We start from the raw sequence: 19,264 nt of genomic DNA, 5'->3' as shown, positions 1-19,264 counted from the left end.
ACCTCAGTTACCTGTGCCACGAAGACTTTCCATGAACGCCTTCCTCTTTAATCGGCGATCATCCCATGCTGAAATGACATCAGAGCTGTTACCTACCTGGCTACGGGTGAGCTCGTAAGCTGCTTTTACCTGATTGCTAAGGTTTTCAGATAACCGAGTCAGGTCCTGCCGCCGTCCGGAAAGTGATTCACTGGGGATATTCATAGCGCTGATCTTTGCTTCAACTTGCCGAAGCATGTTAATGACAAGGCTGGTGGCCGCTATTGCACTGATATCCTGGATATAGGCATAGCCTTCAGGGACATCAAAAGTCTGAAGAGAATCAAGAATTGTTGGGATGCCGATATAAGAAATAATGCGTAATTCATCATCAGAGATCCTGACATCGCTGATTGCCTTTGTTTGAACCTGAATTAGGAGGTCTGAAATCGTATCCTTCAGTCCTTTGAAACCACCATCCATCACTTCAGACATAACCAGGCATTGCGACTTTCTCGCTGAAGCAGGATCGGGTACAGGCGAACATTTGAGCATTTTTATGGAGCCACCAGCCGGAGGACCCATGATGAAATCCGATACCGTCATCGTCGATGGACGAACTTCCATCCCCGCTTTTTCACCTTTAGCATCCCAGTTGATAATCACAGTGCCGACAAGCGACATCAGCTGCTCTGCGAGTTTGTAGCCAGATAATTCAGTCACGCCACCGATATTCATAGAACCTTTATCGATGTCCATAAATGACATATAGAAAAGGTTTCCACTGAATTTTTCAGCAAACTCTTCAGGGTCTTTTGCTTTTACCTGGGAGGTCACAGTTTCTGGCGACTTGGTCATTGATGAACCGAAATCAGGCAACAATCCATTAAGAGTACCAAGCATTGAAGCTGGGCCGGAACTGACCGCATTCGCATACTGGCTGGGTGGTCCAACATTTTCAGAAAGAAACGAGTAAGTAGCGTTGCAGGAATCTTTGGCAAATTTGTTCAACGCCTGCAATTTGTTCTGGATATCATTAATAGTCGCAGCACAGTCAGCACAGATTGCCGATACCGCGACATTAAATGCATAAATCGCGGCCCCCTGCGCGATACCGCGAGCAACCTGCACCAACTGATCTCCGTTAATCATACTGAATGAACCGAGGAAAACATCGATGCCGTTACAGCCGACGGAAGCTTTGGGGAAAGACATTGAAACTAAATTGGTATTCACGTTTGTTGTGCGGTAGGAAAAAGAGCCGCCAACCACACCGGTACGGGTGGCCGTTTCAAAACTGGCCGGGCTGGTTGTCGTCATCATTCCATTAAAAATATTACGCATGGCGTTATCGGCACCGGCATTTGGTGCAATCATCGCCGTGCAAACGGCTAACGACAAAAGTAACTTTTTTGCACAAACATGGAGGTTAGCGCGCATATGGGCCTCCTAAACTGCCACCAACATTCAAGTAGTTCACAGGGTCCGCTGTAGGCATATCGTACCCTTCCAACTTCTGGTCCATTATTCGTTGCAATAAGAACGGGTCAGATTCCATTTCTGATTTATTCACTGTAATTACGCCATCCTCACCAATGGTATATTGGCGCTTAATATCTAACGTGGATTGGAATGAGGCATCATCAATCAGGTTCATGCCCTTTGCAGCCAGAATAATAGTATTCTTGAGCGCCTCAGCAGTGATCATACCTTCGCTAATTCGTTGCGCTGATGACCCGTCTTTCGACACAAGGAAAATAGTTGGCACTTCGCGGATTTTGAATTGATCAATAATCTGCGCATTAGGGACAGAGAAATCCTGGAACAACCCATTTTGTAATGGTCTGCCATCCATGCTGACAGGGAGAATGTCGACCGAATAGTAATTCTGCATAAACTGGAGGATTTGACTTTCTTCGTGGCAGAACTCACAGGTACTCTGGAAAAAGAAAAAGAGCCCGGATCTTGTGAAAATATCTTTCATTACCGTCTGCTGGTTTTTTTCCACAACCGTACGATGTGCATCCAAGGCAACCTTCTCAACCGGCTGTCTTCGTTTTTCAGACATCATTGGATTTTTAAGAAAATAATCTTTCGACTTATCCGAAAATCGCGTACCGATATCCAACATTAAACGTTGCGCTGTATAAAACCTCGATAAGTTTTCAGGGGTCGGATTATCCATTGCCTGAGTCAAAAGCCGGGGCATATTGTCCTTTAGCCACTTTGAATTAAGATCAATCTTTTCTTCTTGTACTGGCTGGGACGAAGATGCAACAGGAGGCGTAGTCTCATTAATTTCTTCCTCAGTTTTCCGGGCTGGGTCGTCATACCAGAAAAAACCTTTCTTAAAGGCTTGTCCTGACACAAATGGGGTGTCTTTGATAAGGGTCTGGTCTTCATTTGCATGGACGCCAGTTATAAACAAAGACATCAACACTAACATCTTTGAAGGCAGTAACGTTAATCGAGTCATTCACCGATCTCCTCATGGAATAGAGGTATGATGGCATAAAAAAAATCACCGGGAGTTCGATAACGGAGTAGATTTCATGCGTTAAAAAACCAGAAATGTGACGCCGACAAAGCCCCAAAAACGACAGTTCAACACAGTGTCCCGGTAAAGACATGGTCTGTAAGAGAGAAATGGATTAATTATATGACGGTACAGTAATGCAAATTCGCGTTGTCATTCAGACAACACTATCCAGATTATGAACGATCCCCGTACTTTGCTGGTTAACGCATAAGGGAATTTATACTTAATTGAATACCTATAAGAAACGAAATTGGCAGGCGCATCATAAAATCTGGACTTTTCAAAGACCGTAATGAATCAAAGAATGGCAATTCATGTTAGTTATACTTACAGAAAATGAACGTTGGAAGGATAGAGCAGACAAAAAAATACGGATGGTAGTAATATTTAACACAGTATGTTTTAGATACGTCAGAACGGAAGCCGTCTGAAAATAAACAGCAACATGAGGAACCATGTGTAACGGTATGCAAGCCAAAGATTTAATAGATAAAGACGACGCAGTCTTTAGATTTTTGGTCTCAGCTTAAAACCACTCACATAAAGTAATAGCTAATCTAACTCCTCCTGAGAATATCTCGCTATTGCAGAGACCGTTGACGACAATCTGCACCGAGGGCAATGAGTATCATTGGTATACGGGACAATGTAAGGCCGCTTGCATTTCGCACAAGTTTCGAGTTCCTCTATTTCTTTCATTGACGTGAGGATCTCAATGATTTTATTGACCTCAGGGGCGCAGACGAAATACCCAAGGTTATGCAGCACGCTCATGATTCGGTTGAAGTCAATATTGCGGAAGCTGGATTCCGGATGAATAGGATCAAAACCGAAGTAATTTACCGCGACATCAATAACCGCAGAAAATGCTCTGCGGTTATCCGAACGACGACTCCACCCTCGAATACCTTTTTTAACGTTTTGTTGAGGTTCCGATCTGAAATCAATATTTTCTGCAACATGGCTTCCATAAAGAATTCTTATTGAGTTTTTATTCGCACCAAGTGACATCGTTTTTGTAGCGCTCAACAACATGTTAGCTTTAGTTTGATCGACTTTAGCCATTTTTATTAATCCTTCAAGAGCACTTTATTTGCCAAAGAGTTGAACACATCCTGACGGTGGCATGTAAACATAGTGTCGTAACGCAATAGTTCCATTAAGTCGTCACTAACTTTACCCAAACGAATGTCGGCAGATAATTCGTATGCCCAGGCAAACACCTTAGATTTTAATGTTGCACTATCATCCCCCAACCCCGGTGTAAAGGCAATTATTCGTGGGAATAGAACGACATCGTTAATTGCTTTGAGTGATGACACACCAACATCTTTTATTGCATCTACGGTAGCAGGCTTTAATCCAAAAAATATACTGACAAACTCAGGTGCAAGCATTGACATAAAGAAGATCTGCATAAAATAATCATTTTGTATGTCTACACACTTGGAGCGTAACTGCTGAATTTTGCTCGGATTATAACAATCTTCCTGCCCATTCAACAAAGTAACTTTTTCCCCTGCATTGTAAATGCCGAAGTCAGTATCGTCACTGTCATATTCACGGATAACGTTAGTGTCACCATCAACAACGGCCATAAAAAATTTATCCCACGAGATCTCTTTACCTAAAGAACGTGGAACGAGGAAACTTCCGGGACGTGTTTCAACTTCGAATGCATTATCAGCCATTGCCCCAAACCCGGTTCCAAATAGACGGCGTTGCAGGAGTGGAGACCCTGTTTGATACATAGAATATCCGTGAATAGGCAATAACATTAGGAATGCACGGTAACTACGAATAATCGAAATCTCGGTACGTAATAGTTTACCGAGTAGGTTACGCGTTATGTTATCTGATTCTGACATGTGCGGATTGTCCTTGCGTCAATACAATTGTACTAATCTTCTACATGAAATTAAAGTTTGGTTTTTGAATGATGAAAAGTAACTTTTGGAATTTTAATACTGCCTATTTGAGTCTTAAAACTAACCATTCATCCATTGGCCTTACTTGTAACACTTTTTGACCAAACTAACCAGAATTTTATCAAAAAACCCTGCGCTTGCTAACGAAATTTTAATCGCTTAAAAAAATAGCAAAGCCCGAATCGTTATCGGCATTAAGCGGCAATAACATTAGCGAAAAAAGCGATTCAGGATGAATATTTTTCCGATTGATTAACATGACTACTACATAGGGTCACTTCTTGCCGAAAAGTGGTCCTATGAAGCCTCGACATAGGGTCACTTCTTTGTGAAAAGTGACCCTATGTAGCCAAGACATAGGGTCACTTTTTTTAAAAGTGGCACTATGCGCAAAAAACATAGGGTCACTTTTGTTTAAAAAGTGGCACTAGATATATGTATAACTTAGTAAGTAAAACAGCACTTTTCAGATCACGGTCTCAAAATACCCATGGCAGAAAAAGTTACTTTTCTGCCGCGCTTAAATGCGCCCATCTCAGCCGTTCCCGTGTTCATCTGGAGCTGCGCACTATCTGTATTCCTCACGCCTCCGAAGCCCCACCTCAAAATTCTCGATAAAAATCACGGAAAAAAGTCCTGTTTGTGAAAAAAAAATAAAAACCACTTCGGTATAGTGATTTCACATCAGGAGGTCACATGTCTAATTCGAAACTAATAAAGTCACTAGAATTATCACGCAGTTTGATGCGTTCACAAATCGAGGTTCTGCGGGAGGCAGCTGAAGACCTTTGCACAAATTACTGGATCGAGTGGAAAGAACGGAATCATCTGGAGATTAATTTACCCCGGCCTAACAATACGCTAAAGCGTGAGTATCTGGGTTCGTATGCGCCGAAAATTGAATTAATCGGTAATGCCAAAAAAGTTACAATCACCTGGCATAAGTTCAGCCCGTTTAAAACCAGGTCTCCCAGTCATATGTCGAAACGGATTTCTGCGATGAAAAGCGGAAAATATTCGAAAAGCTGCTTTGTTAATCATGCCTTCTGGGAATATGAAATGATCGAAAAAACGGAGGGAGTACTAGAACCCTACAGAGAATTACTTGAGTTCTATCATACTGCGTATATCGAACTGGGACGCAAAATCCGTAAATACTCAAAATCAGAGGTGGCACAATGACCGACGTAACAATTAATGAAAGCAAGCAGAAGACACCTGATGTAAATGCCCGCTCCTCTCAGACTCCTGAAGATAGCCGAAGAGCCACGCAAAGTAAAAATGAACATTACGGCATGGCAACAGTAACTATTACTCCAGGCACGCCAGACTTTAACCGATTTCTTACGGCACGGAATCGTTCCGTAATAAGAGGCTTTAATGATGTTAGCATTGCTATTTCATCATTATTCAGGACGGTTAATGCGGTAAAACACCCTGAATTGGTGCAGGCAATTCAGGACTGGTTTAATGAATTGCACGACGAAAACAATTTGATGAAGCAGAATCTGGAGGCCCACATCGCCACTATTAAGGTTGATGAAAGTGATCCATTCTTCTCATCAACTGAGTTTTCTCCGTTCAGATTTGAATCTGTCCAGTTAAACTTCAACAACCAGAACACGATGCGATTTTATAAGCACATCTTTGAAATGAACAACCTTCTGACCCAGATGTATAAATTCAACTCTCTGGGTCAGCTGCCGGTTAGCGATTACAACGTAATGGCGCACAATATTATCCGAAGTCTCAACATGTATATCGAACGGGTCAAAAAAACACTTAACGTGTCGCGCCGTGTAAAAGGTTCTTACAGTCCTGATGAGTTTATCGAAAAGGTAAAACAGTACAAAAGCGTGCAGGCATATATTGCTGCGGAACTATCTGGTAAACGCCAATAAGGATTATTTGATGAATTTCAGGGCGCTATTCCTAAGTATACAAAGAGTTTTAGGCATCTTCTCCAGTAGGGAGAATGATGTGGCTGAGTTAATGATGAAGGATGTTTCGAGTCTTTCACCATTTGCTCAGATTATAGGGGATCAGAAATACACTGTACCGGATCACCCGAATCTTGAAGTCCTGAAATTCATTGAGTACCCAACTCGGCCAGCTGGGATACAAACGTTTAATGAGCAGTCTATTCTTTCTCTTTACAGAGATAAACTGCACTCAATCTCTATGATGCTGGCAATAAGTGATGGAGACATCCGTGAGGATGCCTTTACCTTCACCAATCTGGTTTTAAAACCATTGATTGAATACATCCGTTGGATTCATTTACTTCCTGCTTCAGAAAACCACCACCATAATGGTATTGGCGGATTGTTGTCACATAGCCTGGAAGTTGCAATGATTTCTTTAAAAAATGCCAATCATTCTGAATTGCGCCCAATTGGGTATCAGGATGAAGAAGTCATTCGCCGAAAAGTATATCTCTATGCCGCTTTTATCTGTGGCCTTGTGCATGATGCCGGAAAGGTATATGACCTCGATATAGTAAGTCTGAATCTGAATGAAACTTTAACATGGGCGCCAAGCTCGCAAAGCCTGCTTGACTGGGCACGTGAAAACAATGTTGTCGAATATGAAATACATTGGCGAAAACGCATTCATAACCAACATAATATATGGTCAAGCGTTTTCCTTGAGAGAATATTAGATCCGGTCTGTATGTCATTCCTCGACCGTGTCAAAAAGGAGCGCGTCTATGCAAAAATGGTTACGGCACTGAATGTCTATAACGATGGCAATGACTTTCTGTCCAAATGTGTAAGAACCTCAGATTATTATTCAACGGGAACTGACCTTAATGTATTGAGGGACCCGATAATGGGTCTGCGGTCGAATGATGCTGCGGCAAGAGCAATAGGTACCATTAAGCATAACTTCACCAGTATTAATATTAATAACTATAAATCCAAACCCATGCACATCATTATTGTAAACGGTGAAGTTTACCTCAATGAAAACGCCTTCCTCGACTTTGTACTTAGTGATTTTGCGGCCCACAAGTTCAACTTCCCACAGGGGGATGCAGGTAAAACTGTACTAGTAGAGTCGCTGGTTCAACGGGGTTATGTTGAGCCTTACGATGATGAGCGTGTGGTTCATTATTTTATTCCCGGGACATACTCGGAAAATGAAATAGCCAGCATCTTCCGAAACGGTATCGGTAAGCTGGAATTTTATAATCTCCTGAAACTTCGCTGGATCGGGTTAATTTTTGACTCATATAAAATCCCGGATTCTGTTCCGGGCCTCTTCAGCGTTAATGCAAATAAAGATTTCATCTATATTGATGAACAGAAAACTGTAACAGAATACAGAAGGCCGGTCCCGGGTCGTGAGTCTGTTACCAGAGTAACGGACACCGTAAGCGACGCCATTGAAGATACTCCACAATACGGACTCAAACTCGTGAACGGCCCTGATGCCGACAGTGTCAACGGTAAAAGCAGTGAAAATACTGAAGCCATCACAGAAAGTGTGGAGGCGGCTGGCACGGATAAAGCAACCGATATTATTGATCCGCAGGTTACTACGCCAACAGATACAGCCGGAACAGGCGGCTTGGATGAAAAGGAACGGGTAGAGGAACATGAAGAGCAGAGTCAGATGCGTCTGGTCGAGCAGCTGCATGAAATGCTTCTGAGCGCCCCACTGCCCCACAACGCAGTCATTAATATTGATTCCGTACCTTACCTTAATCTCGATGCTGCTATTGCGTTAATCCCTGGTATTGATGAGGCGGCATTTTGTGATGGGCCCTTTTTCCAGCTGACGTACCGTGATGGATCACTGGATGGTATGTGGATAGTCCGTGACGTAAACAATCTACGCCTGATACAACTGGGGGATAACTGTGCTGGTATTCAGGTGAGTACCTCGGAACCCCGAACCACTTCTACGCTGAAGTCGCTTTTTGATACGTCAATGTACCAGCCGTTGGATATCCCTGAAAGTCCATCATTAAACGAAGCGGTTTCGCCCCCACAAACACCGCTTGATCTCCCTCCGGCGCGACTGAATACCCCCCAGGCTGTAGAGGCCAATTCGGTAGCTGAACAGATTAACGCCCACTCCGAACCGGAGACCGTCACTGCTTCTGAGTATGAGCAATATGGCCACCTGCTGGAAGAAACCCTAGATAGCGATAGTGAGGCATATTCTGACTTTATAGTCGCCGACAACTCTGTGGTTGAACCCCCCCAGCCTGAGGCGAAAAATAGCGATGTCGCCGAATTCCATGATGAAACAGACCAGGTCGTTGCGCCCGGTAAATTGAATGATCCTGAGGATACCAGAGAGCCACCAGCTCCCAATACAACCGGGAAAGAAGTAATTTTAACAAGTCCTGTGTCATCACAGGACCCTATAAAATCGGAACCCGCCGGGGAGAAAGCGAACCATCTATCTCCGGCCCTGGCTCGTCTGTTTGCGGTAAACACTCAAGCAGAGAAGAAGCATGAAAATCCGCCGGTCACGACTCCAGTGAAAGAAGCCTTTAATCGATCCAACTCTGCCACAGTTCAGGCTCCTATTGCCGTTGACCAACCTGGTGCAGAAGAAAAGGAGACACTGGAAGATTTTACCCTGCTAAGTGGCGGTGAAGTTACAGAACTTGAATACGTCGAAATTGCCACAATGCTTCACCACATTCTGACTAAGTTATCTGGGTCGTTTAAAAGAAAGCGGAAAAACCGATTCATGGTTTTGACCCAGAACACCTTTTTTCTGACCCAGTCATGTGTTGAAAAATACGGGACGCAGTTAAATGCGCCTGAGCTTTTTAACCAGCTTCCTCAATACCAGGTCACCTCCGGCGCCATAGTCAATACAAAATGTTTCGCATTCAACATGCCAACTCTGGTAGCCGCATCCGACCGGGCAAAGGTCGATATTGAGTTAATCATTAACACACTTAAAGATGTAGGGAATCTATAATGGCAAAATCAAAAAGGACCAACCTGCACGCCCAGGAAAACTTTTACAGGCCGATATTGGAGTACAGAAGTGCCTCAGTACTTTTAATTTGCGCCATAATAATGCTGTTTATGGGGTTTCGATCAGATGGGTTGAATATTGCCCCCATCATTTTGTATACCGCTGCCTTCATGCTTTTGGTTTGTTTGTACCGCTGTAAAACGGCATACCCTTATTTGATGGCGCACTGGCGCGTGTTTCAGCGCCAGATTATGTTTATTAGCCTTAAATCGCTCAGGTCGATCAACAAAAGTAACTTTTTCTCTAACGAGCGAAAGTACCGCCAGCTGGTACAAGAGTATAAAAAATCCAACCGTCAGGTACCGGACAGAAAAACCTACTTCTGTAACGGCTTTGAATGGGGTCCCGAGCATGCAGATCGCGCGTATCAAATTGCCAATCTCTCAAGCGATAAAAGAGAGATAGCCCTGCCATTTGCCCTAAACCCCATAGCGCGGCATTTTGAGGCGATGGCCAGATCCATGGGTGGCAGTAACGCCATTTTTGCTGTTGATAAACGGGCGCCAATTTTTGTTACCGAAGATAACTGGTTCGGCCATACCCTCATTACCGGAAACGTCGGTACCGGTAAAACAGTCCTTCAGCGGTTATTGAGCATCAGTATGCTGCATTTAGGCCACGTCATTGTGGTTATTGATCCAAAGAACGACGCAGATTGGCGGCAGTCACTTATGGATGAAGCGGCGGAACTTGGGTTGCCATTTTATAAGTTTCACCCTGCCCAGCCTTCTTCTTCAGTGTGTATTGATGTCTGCAACGCTTATACCAATGTTTCGGACCTCACCTCACGCCTTCTTAGTCTGGTTTCGGTTCCCGGGGAAGTTAACCCATTCGTACAATATGCCGAGGCTCTCGTTTCAACTGTGATCACCGGTCTGTCTTACACGGATAAAAAACCGTCGATATATCTCATTCATAAAAACATGAAAAGCCACATGGCAATCCTGAACCTCACCGTAAAAGTTCTGGAATGCTGTTATGCACGGCACTACGGGCCCGATGTATGGATGGAAAAGGTGAAATATTCTTCGAATGATACTCTACAAGTCCGCTTTAAGCGCCTTGTTGAATGGTTTTCTGCCCACTTCTTGAATTATGAAGGTGCCGAGCCCATTGATTGGATTGATACCGTCGGCCGGTTAGTAGATTATTCTTTGTCTGATCCTGAGCACATGTCAAAAATGACAGCGGGTATTATGCCGCTGTTCAGTCGTCTGACCGAACAACCACTGAATGAATTGCTTTCGCCGTCACCTAATTCACTCACTTCGCGTGAAATAGTCACTTCAGATGGAATATTCAGTACCGGAGGTGTTCTCTATATCTCGCTCGATGGTCTTTCCAACCCGGAATCCGCCCGGGCTATTTCGCAGTTGATAATGTCAGACCTGACGTCCTGCGCGGGTAGTCGCTATAACTCTGATGATGGTGATATGTCCTCACATTCAAGGATCAGTATTTTCGTCGACGAAGCACACTCCGCAATCAACAATTCAATGATAAACTTACTCGCTCAGGGTCGTGCCGCACAAATTGCATTGTTTATTTGCACGCAAACCATTTCCGATTTTATTGCAGCAGCAAACATTGAGACTGCAAATCGTATTACGGGTCTGTGTAACAATTACATTAGCCTGCGGGTAAACGACACCCCAACGCAAACGCTGGTTGTAGAAAACTTTGGTAAAAGTCCAATTAGTACAAATATGGTCACGTATACGACAGGATCAGAAACCACTTTGCCGCATAATAACTTCTCTGGTTCGATATCAGAAAGAAAGCAAACAACGCTGGAAGAAAGTATTCCGAAAGAGCTTTTAGGCCAGGTTCCAAAATTTCATATTGTGGCCAGACTTCAGGATGGTCGTAAAGTCGTCGGGCAGATCCCGATTGCCGTAAGTGAAAACTCGATGAGACCCAATACAACATTATTGGAGATGTTCCTGAAACCCGCCGGAAAAGTAACTTTGCGTCAGAATGTGGGTTTAGACTATTTAAATAAACATCTAAGGAAATTGCATTGATGGACGAGCAAATTACTCTGACACAAAATCAAATTTTCAGTTCATCTCTGAAAGTCAGTAAAAGCCGTTCGCTTGTTAAACGGCGTATGCAGTCATTAGGCCTGAAGTTTGCCGATTCGCAGGATGTTCGTGACCGTCTGGCAGGGATTGAAAAAGGTGCTTTGAAATCTGTGGGGCAATTTTGCCATGACAACGATGCTGAGTCTTTATCAGCGCTGGCTATTATCCTTTCCGAGCTTTTTCTGCTCCAAGGGGAACTGTCCACCAGCAATGAATACGGTGACCATGAAACAAGTTACTGGTCCGTAGCTCAGGGACCTTGTGATGAATGGGTTCAGTCTCTTCTTACGAGCGAAGACGGACAGCGAAAATTTATTGGTTTTCGCATTACATTCGACAATTCTGAAGAGCGCCGCCGCCTTGTTGATAAAAATTCAAAAATGCTGGGGAGTTATTTACTTCCCTATTTTGTCAATTTTACGAGTGCTGCATCGGCGTTTATTACGCTGCCTGACAGCGTCACGTTTAAACAAGTACAACGCAATAAGCCACTCATTCACCCTGAAACCACATTAAGTCACATTCTTACCATAGAAGACTCGGCGTTTCTCTCTCGTATCAAATTTAAACTAATCTCGGCGATTGACCGCCTGCCCGACCCGACCGGGCTATATGCCAATATGTTCAACCACATTATGGACCGGGCACTATTAACACACCTCGACCGGGAGCAAATTGATAGCCCTTGTGTGTGCAAAAAGGTCATCTCAACCTACGCAGACACCATGCTAACGCTCCCGGTATTTAATACAGGGATCACCGGGAGATACCGACACTGGACGCCCTGGGGGATTAATTTTGTTGAGTTTAGCCGTCAGGCTGCAAAGGAAAAAGCCTGTGTCTATGTTCCTGAACCCGGTCAAATTCATTGGAAAAGTCCGGAGCATAAGGAACTGGCTGAGTTCAGCCTGATCAACCACATAATCCCGCAGCAATACCACTGGTTGCTGGGTGTGCCAACAATCTGGCGAAGCCACTACCGTGACCATGGCGACCGATTAGACTTATTCAGGGAGTGGAGGGACGCAAATGGCTGCGGATAATTCTGCACGGGCAGTATTCATCAGAGGACTGCTTTTTTTAGGGATGATGCTTTATCTTATTTATAGTCTGGGCTTCCAGAATACTGACGATCTAAAGCAACAAATCACTCAGGAGGTGAACGCCAGTCGTAGCCTCATTTCTAATGACCGGTGGTTGTCGGTTATTGCAAATAGTGAAGCTACTTTGTCGACTCTGATTAATGACTATAAGCTGATCGAATATCTGAATACGATACTGATCCCGGAAACGACGAAACCTGCGCGTGGGCTGAATTACGTTGCAGAGAAGATGTCATCGGTAAACTACACTGTGGCAAAGAATCTCCCCTTGCTCATTTATCAGTCCATTTTCCGCTGGAATCTGATACTCGGCTGGCTGATTGTGTTTTCACCTTACTTAATTGCTATGCTCGCTGACGGCATGTATCAATGGAAATTAAAACGTTACGTTTTCGGTAATGTAACCGTTCAGTTTTACAGGATCTGGTTCAGAGCCTTCTGGATAATTGGTGCATTAACCTTTGTTTACCTCTCAATGCCTAATATGTCTCTTTTTAACAATATCGCTCAACTGTTCCCCCCTGTCGCATTGCTGATATTGGGAATTGCACTCAACCGCTTGTGGTCTAACTTTCAAAAACTTATGTAATAAGGTGGTCAGATGTTTAACCGTAAAAATAAGAAGTCACCTGCCAATATCAAAGAATCGCTTGATGAGAACGCTGACCGTTTTTATAAGATGTTCCGAATCCATACCACCTCAAAAGTGGTTATTTCCCTTCTGGCATTAGCAGCAGCAGGGGTTTCGGCCTTTAATATTTACGATAAGTATCAGGAATCAGAAGGACGAATGGATCATATTGCCGTCGTGCGCATATCGGGAGAAATGGGCACCGGGTCAGAGGCCGGTGACGGTTCTGTGATAGCCGCAGCACTGGCAAAAGCGTACAACAACCCGCATGCCAAAGCTGTCATTATCGAGGCGGAGTCAGGTGGTGGCGGACCTTCAGACGCGATTATTATTTATCGCCAGATTAATGCACTTCGAAGCCACCAGCAGAAGATTGAACGTATTTCACATGCGGAATCCGCAAGCAAGACCCGTAATACGGGTGATACCAGTGCTTCACGCTCGCAGGACGATATCAATGCCGAACAATCGAAACGCAATACCCTGGAGGTCCTCTCCGCCGGGAGTGGCCGTTTCATTGCCGATATGGAAACCAGCTATAAGCCTATTATCGTTAGCGTCAAAGGCATTTGTGCTTCAGCGTGCTACTACGCCGTGTCCCCTGCTGACGCCATTTATGCAGATAGCAGCGCTCTGACCGGCTCGATCGGCGTACGAATGGATCACTGGAACCTGTCCCGCGTCATGGATACGGTCGGTGTTAAAAATGAGCCGCTCACAGCAGGGGAATTTAAAGCTGCACTCGACCCTTATCATCCGCTTTCCGAGGCCACCCGGGATTTTATGCAGAAGCAAATCCTGGATTCCATGCATGAAAAATTTATTTCGGACGTTGAGCAAGGCCGGGGTTACAAACTAATTAGCCGCCCGGAGGCAAATGCTGTCGCTCTGTATTCCGGCCGGGTATGGACAACGCAGCAAGCAATCCAGTACGGTCTCATCGACGGTGACCTGACACCAGTCGAGGTCCGTTCGCGTCTGTCTCAAATGTATTCGACCACTACATTCAAAACGTACAACGAGCCGCAACGATCGCTTCGCTCCGCGCTCGGTATGTTAATGAGCCTGTCAACCAACATCGAAACGCTGGCGGGCACAACCTCCCGGTTACTTGATTCTGTTCAGGCCACCAGCTATCCGACGGTGAAATAAGATGGACGTGATCCTGATGGCGTGGCGGGTGATAGCAATAAGTATTATTGCCCTGGTACTCATTGTGCTTTATTGCTTGATGGGATTCGTATCGTCAGCCATTGCTGAACGCAGGACGGCCAAGCAAATTGAAGCGTACCTTCCTGATGATGCAGAAGGCCTTCTGAGCGATTTAACTCTGCCGGTTAGTGCCACTGGCACCACGCAGATTGATCACGTCCTTATCGCCTCTCATGGGCTCTACGTCATCGAGCAGAAGAACTATGCTGGAAAGCTCTATGGGAAGCTGGATGAAAGCCACTGGCGAAAATGGAAATCGTCAGGGACACTAAAGTTACAAAACCCGTTCAGGCAAAACTACGGTCACATCAAGGCCATTCAGTCTACATTACGCGCCAGCGAACTGGAGTGTATCAATGTTGTCATCATTAACGGGCCCTGCAAGTTTGAAGGTGAGAAGCCAGACTGGCTTTGCATGGGTATGGGTGATTTTGTTCGGAAAGTCACTGAGCGGCGCCAGTTAACTGTATTCAAGCCTGAGGCAGTAAGTTATATCCGTGGGGAGCTGAAGTTAAAGAGAAAGCCTCCTGGCCTTTATACTGATCTGGACCATATCCACAACGTTACCACCAGATACAAAACAACTATGCGATTGGAGCAGCGTATTACCTATAACCTTTTGCGCTTTCTTCGGAATCTACCGGGTAAAATATTCGGTTCGACAAAGTAAAAAAAAGCCCTGCTAATTTATGCGGGGCTTTTTTATGGATTCAACACCGGAATATTTTGCCATGCTTCCTGCATAATTTGCATGACCTCCCCAATGGGTAGCGACGGCCATAAGACTGTGTCAGTCATGATTACGCCAACCGGCTCACATTCAATGGGAACCAGAATTAAAATCACACGAGTCCCTTTAACCTGATACGCAAGATTAACTACCGCCTGTCTGTAGGTTGCCAGAACACCAGAACCGTACTCCGCTGGTTTGCTGGCCCAGTTCCGTACCAGAGCATAAGCCTGCGGCATATAACGATTATCCAGAACGCCCTGTGGCCGACGAAAAGGCACAATATCATCGGAGCGGTAGATAGTAGTGGTGGTTACGTTGGCCGTTGTCATTATTAAACTCCTCCCGTCCAACCCTATTAAATCTGAATGAATAGGGTTCAACTAACAGTTCCTAGTCGTGAAAACTGGCTAGTGTAGCTAGAATTTTTGTTCCATTTGTTGAGCTTCAAAATCTCTCGTTGCCTTCAATAATGAAGCGCCACTGTAGTACTCCGGTTCAGTAATATCATCCTCTTTATTCAACCATTGCGAGGCTGATTCATTGCCTGTCTTAACTGTACTCACATCGCTGCCTTGGTATTTGGGCAACATTACGGCATCCACTTCTTGATAAACGCCATTGCGTTTCACCAGGATTTTAACCGCTTTCGCTTTGCTGCGTTTTTCGCGCACTTTATTAACCAGATACAGCACGACAATCCAGCCTACCAGTACGTAAAGAAAAGTATTCATAATGCCCTCCTTTGTATGTGTCCATTATACCAGGTTCCGTCCCAGCCCAAATAGGTTCGGTGCATGAAAAATAGACTTTCCCGCTTGAATCTGCAAATCACCTCCGGCGTGCCTTTGCTGCCCCGAGAGATATTTTCTTTCCGGATGCGTCTGACAGATTCAGAAAAGGTACTTTTCTGCACGACGGATTTAATTTAGATTCTCTGACTTCACGCCCCACCAGCCAGAGCCCACGGCCGCAACCTTTACGAAAAAAACCGTCAAAATTACCAATGTCGATAGCTCCCCACCAGCGGACGCCTGCGAACAGCATCAATCACCACCACCCCCACATCCGCCACCAGCGTCACCACCACCCCCACATCCACCATCACCGCCTGAGGTATCGGGGGTAAAGAAGGAACCATTTCCGTCGGCAATCCCCCCTCTCTTACTATCCTGCGTATACCGACGCCCTTCGGTCTGGGAATGGCAAAGTGCCTTTTTATTACGGGCTCTCAAAAATAGACAGCAGAAAAGACATACAACCACATAGAGGGTTAAAACAATATGGAGAATCATAAGCACCAGTGAAATCCTGTGAGTCATCGTTAATTGTCTGAGTATTTATATCAAAGTCCCTCGCGCTTAATTTTTGCTAGCACGTCCCTTTTCTCTCGATCGCGAATTAAGATGGCTCAGTTCAGTTACAGACGACACACCGCAGGCATCCGCCAGGCATATCTACACGCAGGTCGGGAGGTCACGACGATTTCTTTCCGGATGCAAGATACCTTTTCAGTTCCCCGGCGCCATCTCGGCACCGGGCGAAACCATCTGCATGCGGGTCAGACTTATACCACCAGCTGTGGGCCCCGGGCAGACCCAGACTCCCTTCCCCGTTTGCCAGCACTGACAGCTGAGTCCATAAAAAGAAACCCGGAGTTACCGGGTTCTTGTGCTGATCAGCTGGCCTTCAGTCCGTGGCTTTGCAGGTGGCTATTGAGCGCATCATAGGCATCGGGTTCATAATTCCAGTTACGCCAGATCAGCTGGCGATCGTGGTCGCGATGATTACGGATGGCAATCTGGAAATGGCCTGCTGGCTGGAGGTTTTCGATAAAGACGTTCTGGTAACCGGCGGCAACGGCGCGGGCTTGAGCCAGTGATAACGGTGATTCGTTGCTGAAAAATCCGCTCATGGGCATTTCCTTCATAATGGCCAGGCCTGAGCCTGGCACTGGGTGTCAGGCCACAAGGCGTTTCGCGAGTTTAACGAAGTGATCTTGGTTGTTGTAGAGCGGCATCTGATAGGCCCGGTCTGAAATAAACATCCGGATCTGGTCAAACGTCATGCCGCAGTTAAAGCCGGTTTCGCTGACATTAGCCCGGGGAAAATCGGCGCAAAATTCGTTTAACACCTTCTCATGGACAATGCCGATATTAAGGAGTCCGGCAGGTCCGTTATCACGGAAAGACACCACCCGGAATGCACCGTACCAGCCCGACTGGCAGAAGAAGGTAAACGCCTGGTTCGCAAGTCCGTTAAACAGCTCGTAACGCAGGCTGGCACTTAGCGATTGACTGTCCAAGCAGTACACACGGTTGATGAAGACGCCTGGGTCGATATTTGCAGGGGTCTGCCCGTAAGCAATACACGGCATAGGCATTTCCGCAGTGTCTTTGTTATCACCAATTACTTTATATTGGGTGGCGATGATATCCGCCAGCATTGATCCACCAAGTGTGTTAATTGCTGCGATGTCGTTAATCTGAATATTAAGATTTTTCATATTTCACCTCGTCGTTTTTTATTATTATTCCACAATCGGTTTCGTGGCTAATAACCTGAAGTGAAATATTTAATAAATAATTCAGTACGACAGACACAAGCCGGTTGACCGTTCAAAAATGTCCTGTAAATGAATACCACAGACATCCAGATTAAAGCGGACAAGCTCTGCTTCATTATTTGAAGTAGAAAATAAATAAAAATCAAATCCACCTGTATTATCATCTTTGAAAATTCTGAAGGAATTATTATCAACAGCGTCGGCCAGTTCAACGTGAACGCCATAGCGCACTTCACCGTCGTCAAACTGTGCAATTCGGCGCACAGATTTAAGACGGACAAATTTCGCCAGCTCCAGTTCGGGCGCCTGGGAAAACGTCAGTGCCTCGAAGATGAGATCAGCCGTTTCATGTTGCTTCCTGCGGTCGAACTCAAACAAACCGCCACCGTTGTTGCGATAGACCGGCTGAAGCGCATTGACCAGGTTGAACGACTGCCGGTTCCTGTCATATCTGTACATTTAAAGGTACTCCAGACCTGCCAGCATCCACCAGCAGGACATAATGTGATTAGTGCCAGTCGGCGATCAGTTCTTCGCACTGCAAAAAGGATAAGCACTGCTGTGCCAACACGGGCAGTACGGCAATGTTGGGTAGGCGGTTGTAACACCAGGCGTTAAACAGCATCTGCCACGGACCGGCGTAGTAACCGGCCATTTTCTTTTTTTGCTTCGGAGTACGGCACGCTGAAATAGCCTGCTGATAGAGACTTTCATTTTCGGCACCTGAGCGTTGTTGCAGTGCCTTGTAAATAAAGGAATAGAGAGAGTCGGAACAATTAGATGCGTAAGCCAGACTGGTTTTCATAATACCTCCTGTTTTTTGGTATTATATAAAATTCGACCTGCTAGCTAATAACCTACACTGAATATATTTTTAAATTCCCATAAATATTAAATATGGACGAATGTGGATTTAAGCGTTGTAAATTATTAAAACCATATCTTATTCTACCATTATGTATTCCCTACAATACGCTTGCTAATTCGTAATTTTGCAGTTATTTGAATATCACCATCCTAAAAGCTGGTAGCCACCTATTTTCCCTCGGATGTAAGTTCACAATAACTCTGTTTATTGCCTGTTCAGTGGCGGTTAAGATTTATAAATGGGTGTGCCATTCGTCAAATCGGTATCCATGGGGTTTGCAGGTACTTATTAAAACGGATCATTCACCTTTTACGTTTACTGCAAACGAGCGTAAGAATTCAGTTGCAGCTCTGCGTCCGCCTGCTGTTGCAGCACGTCCATCACCCGGCTGAGCATGGTCAGCGCCTGGGAGGGGGAGCCGCCAAAAGTCACTTTAATTTCGTTGGTGGTGTGGTGCTGCTCCAGATCGAGAATATTCACTTCCACGTCTTCGCCCTTCTCATCCTTCGCCGTACACTGAATGCTGACCCGGGTCACAGGGTCCTTAACTGTCTGCAATGGTGCCTTCGTGCTGACGTTGATCGCGATATTCTTCATTACCCTGTTTCTCCTTGACC

At 45.2% G+C, this 19,264-nt stretch carries 20 protein-coding genes; 8 read left to right on the top strand and 12 right to left on the bottom strand.

Going from position 1 to position 19,264, the window contains the following annotated elements; genetic code table 11:
• Positions 1-3 precede the first annotated feature (3 nt).
• The 4 genes from trhH to C3F35_RS25745 form a co-directional block, all read right to left on the bottom strand.
• Complete coding sequence (gene trhH, locus C3F35_RS25760) at positions 4-1,419, bottom strand: IncHI-type conjugal transfer protein TrhH (RefSeq protein WP_015062998.1); 1,416 nt, start codon at positions 1,417-1,419, stop codon at positions 4-6.
• Positions 1,409-2,455, bottom strand: a complete 1,047-nt coding sequence (locus C3F35_RS25755; protein WP_040113317.1) for a thioredoxin family protein — start codon at positions 2,453-2,455, stop codon at positions 1,409-1,411. The genes trhH and C3F35_RS25755 overlap by 11 nt, the downstream gene beginning before the upstream one ends.
• Before the next feature lie 615 nt (positions 2,456-3,070).
• Positions 3,071-3,583, bottom strand: a complete 513-nt coding sequence (locus C3F35_RS25750; RefSeq protein ID WP_015063000.1) for a hypothetical protein — start codon at positions 3,581-3,583, stop codon at positions 3,071-3,073.
• A 5-nt stretch (positions 3,584-3,588) separates the two neighbouring features.
• Positions 3,589-4,386, bottom strand: coding sequence for a trhR (locus tag C3F35_RS25745; protein ID WP_103793387.1), 798 nt, complete (start codon positions 4,384-4,386; stop codon positions 3,589-3,591).
• A 756-nt stretch (positions 4,387-5,142) separates the two neighbouring features.
• Between C3F35_RS25745 and mobI the strand changes: the two genes are divergently transcribed.
• The 8 genes from mobI to C3F35_RS25705 are packed head-to-tail and all read left to right on the top strand — an operon-like array spanning position 5,143 to position 15,153.
• A complete protein-coding gene (gene mobI, locus C3F35_RS25740) occupies positions 5,143-5,628 on the top strand; it encodes a conjugative transfer protein MobI(A/C) (protein ID WP_015063002.1) in 486 nt (161 codons plus the stop codon).
• The gene (locus tag C3F35_RS25735) at positions 5,625-6,347 is read left to right on the top strand and encodes a hypothetical protein (protein ID WP_015063003.1); all 723 of its coding nucleotides are present in this window, start codon (positions 5,625-5,627) and stop codon (positions 6,345-6,347) included. Before mobI ends, C3F35_RS25735 begins: the two co-directional genes overlap by 4 nt.
• 10 nt (positions 6,348-6,357) lie before the next feature.
• Complete coding sequence (gene mobH, locus C3F35_RS25730; RefSeq protein WP_015063004.1) at positions 6,358-9,393, top strand: MobH family relaxase; 3,036 nt, start codon at positions 6,358-6,360, stop codon at positions 9,391-9,393.
• Complete coding sequence (traD, locus tag C3F35_RS25725) at positions 9,393-11,477, top strand: conjugative transfer system coupling protein TraD (RefSeq protein WP_040113316.1); 2,085 nt, start codon at positions 9,393-9,395, stop codon at positions 11,475-11,477. The genes mobH and traD overlap by 1 nt, the downstream gene beginning before the upstream one ends.
• A complete protein-coding gene (locus C3F35_RS25720; RefSeq protein WP_015063006.1) occupies positions 11,477-12,580 on the top strand; it encodes a hypothetical protein in 1,104 nt (367 codons plus the stop codon). The genes traD and C3F35_RS25720 overlap by 1 nt, the downstream gene beginning before the upstream one ends.
• Positions 12,567-13,229, top strand: a complete 663-nt coding sequence (locus C3F35_RS25715; protein ID WP_015063007.1) for a DUF4400 domain-containing protein — start codon at positions 12,567-12,569, stop codon at positions 13,227-13,229. The genes C3F35_RS25720 and C3F35_RS25715 overlap by 14 nt, the downstream gene beginning before the upstream one ends.
• Before the next feature lie 12 nt (positions 13,230-13,241).
• Positions 13,242-14,423 carry a S49 family peptidase gene (locus tag C3F35_RS25710; RefSeq protein ID WP_040113315.1) on the top strand — a complete coding sequence of 394 codons (1,182 nt, stop codon included), beginning with the start codon at positions 13,242-13,244 and terminating at the stop codon, positions 14,421-14,423.
• A gap of 1 nt (position 14,424) precedes the next feature.
• On the top strand, positions 14,425-15,153 hold the full coding sequence (locus C3F35_RS25705; RefSeq protein ID WP_015063009.1) for a nuclease-related domain-containing protein: 729 nt from the start codon (positions 14,425-14,427) through the stop codon (positions 15,151-15,153).
• 32 nt (positions 15,154-15,185) lie between these two features.
• Here the strand turns inward: C3F35_RS25705 and C3F35_RS25700 are convergent, their stop codons facing one another.
• The 8 genes from C3F35_RS25700 to C3F35_RS25665 form a co-directional block, all read right to left on the bottom strand.
• A complete protein-coding gene (locus tag C3F35_RS25700) occupies positions 15,186-15,545 on the bottom strand; it encodes a hypothetical protein (RefSeq protein ID WP_015063010.1) in 360 nt (119 codons plus the stop codon).
• Positions 15,546-15,632: 87 nt separating this feature from the next.
• Entirely contained in the window at positions 15,633-15,947 is a 315-nt protein-coding gene (locus tag C3F35_RS25695; protein ID WP_015063011.1) for a hypothetical protein, read from the bottom strand.
• 266 nt (positions 15,948-16,213) lie between these two features.
• On the bottom strand, positions 16,214-16,354 hold the full coding sequence (locus C3F35_RS26780; RefSeq protein WP_154591402.1) for a hypothetical protein: 141 nt from the start codon (positions 16,352-16,354) through the stop codon (positions 16,214-16,216).
• 537 nt (positions 16,355-16,891) lie between these two features.
• A complete protein-coding gene (locus C3F35_RS25685) occupies positions 16,892-17,128 on the bottom strand; it encodes a DUF905 family protein (RefSeq protein WP_032610472.1) in 237 nt (78 codons plus the stop codon).
• A 45-nt stretch (positions 17,129-17,173) separates the two neighbouring features.
• Complete coding sequence (locus C3F35_RS25680; RefSeq protein ID WP_032610473.1) at positions 17,174-17,719, bottom strand: hypothetical protein; 546 nt, start codon at positions 17,717-17,719, stop codon at positions 17,174-17,176.
• An 81-nt stretch (positions 17,720-17,800) separates the two neighbouring features.
• A complete protein-coding gene (locus C3F35_RS25675; protein WP_015063013.1) occupies positions 17,801-18,238 on the bottom strand; it encodes a hypothetical protein in 438 nt (145 codons plus the stop codon).
• 49 nt (positions 18,239-18,287) lie between these two features.
• The gene (locus C3F35_RS25670) at positions 18,288-18,584 is read right to left on the bottom strand and encodes a hypothetical protein (protein WP_040113314.1); all 297 of its coding nucleotides are present in this window, start codon (positions 18,582-18,584) and stop codon (positions 18,288-18,290) included.
• A 378-nt stretch (positions 18,585-18,962) separates the two neighbouring features.
• Positions 18,963-19,244 (bottom strand): hypothetical protein, encoded by a 282-nt coding sequence (locus tag C3F35_RS25665; protein WP_032610475.1) that lies wholly within the window; start codon positions 19,242-19,244, stop codon positions 18,963-18,965.
• Positions 19,245-19,264: the final 20 nt, after the last annotated feature.

It is taken from the genome of Leclercia sp. LSNIH3 (genome assembly GCF_002935105.1).
Taxonomy (GTDB): Bacteria; Pseudomonadota; Gammaproteobacteria; order Enterobacterales; family Enterobacteriaceae; genus Enterobacter; species Enterobacter adecarboxylatus.
Note: the sequence above shows the minus strand (reverse complement) of the source record. Positions and strands in the feature narration are given on the sequence as shown.

Coding starts and splice junctions, on each gene's coding strand:
- trhH (WP_015062998.1), bottom strand. CDS start 1,419: ATGCGCGCTAACCTCCATGTTTGTGCAAAAAAGTTACTTTTGTCGTTA.
- C3F35_RS25755 (WP_040113317.1), bottom strand. CDS start 2,455: ATGACTCGATTAACGTTACTGCCTTCAAAGATGTTAGTGTTGATGTCT.
- C3F35_RS25750 (WP_015063000.1), bottom strand. CDS start 3,583: ATGGCTAAAGTCGATCAAACTAAAGCTAACATGTTGTTGAGCGCTACA.
- C3F35_RS25745 (WP_103793387.1), bottom strand. CDS start 4,386: ATGTCAGAATCAGATAACATAACGCGTAACCTACTCGGTAAACTATTA.
- mobI (WP_015063002.1), top strand. CDS start 5,143: ATGTCTAATTCGAAACTAATAAAGTCACTAGAATTATCACGCAGTTTG.
- C3F35_RS25735 (WP_015063003.1), top strand. CDS start 5,625: ATGACCGACGTAACAATTAATGAAAGCAAGCAGAAGACACCTGATGTA.
- mobH (WP_015063004.1), top strand. CDS start 6,358: ATGAATTTCAGGGCGCTATTCCTAAGTATACAAAGAGTTTTAGGCATC.
- traD (WP_040113316.1), top strand. CDS start 9,393: ATGGCAAAATCAAAAAGGACCAACCTGCACGCCCAGGAAAACTTTTAC.
- C3F35_RS25720 (WP_015063006.1), top strand. CDS start 11,477: ATGGACGAGCAAATTACTCTGACACAAAATCAAATTTTCAGTTCATCT.
- C3F35_RS25715 (WP_015063007.1), top strand. CDS start 12,567: ATGGCTGCGGATAATTCTGCACGGGCAGTATTCATCAGAGGACTGCTT.
- C3F35_RS25710 (WP_040113315.1), top strand. CDS start 13,242: ATGTTTAACCGTAAAAATAAGAAGTCACCTGCCAATATCAAAGAATCG.
- C3F35_RS25705 (WP_015063009.1), top strand. CDS start 14,425: ATGGACGTGATCCTGATGGCGTGGCGGGTGATAGCAATAAGTATTATT.
- C3F35_RS25700 (WP_015063010.1), bottom strand. CDS start 15,545: ATGACAACGGCCAACGTAACCACCACTACTATCTACCGCTCCGATGAT.
- C3F35_RS25695 (WP_015063011.1), bottom strand. CDS start 15,947: ATGAATACTTTTCTTTACGTACTGGTAGGCTGGATTGTCGTGCTGTAT.
- C3F35_RS26780 (WP_154591402.1), bottom strand. CDS start 16,354: ATGGTTCCTTCTTTACCCCCGATACCTCAGGCGGTGATGGTGGATGTG.
- C3F35_RS25685 (WP_032610472.1), bottom strand. CDS start 17,128: ATGAGCGGATTTTTCAGCAACGAATCACCGTTATCACTGGCTCAAGCC.
- C3F35_RS25680 (WP_032610473.1), bottom strand. CDS start 17,719: ATGAAAAATCTTAATATTCAGATTAACGACATCGCAGCAATTAACACA.
- C3F35_RS25675 (WP_015063013.1), bottom strand. CDS start 18,238: ATGTACAGATATGACAGGAACCGGCAGTCGTTCAACCTGGTCAATGCG.
- C3F35_RS25670 (WP_040113314.1), bottom strand. CDS start 18,584: ATGAAAACCAGTCTGGCTTACGCATCTAATTGTTCCGACTCTCTCTAT.
- C3F35_RS25665 (WP_032610475.1), bottom strand. CDS start 19,244: ATGAAGAATATCGCGATCAACGTCAGCACGAAGGCACCATTGCAGACA.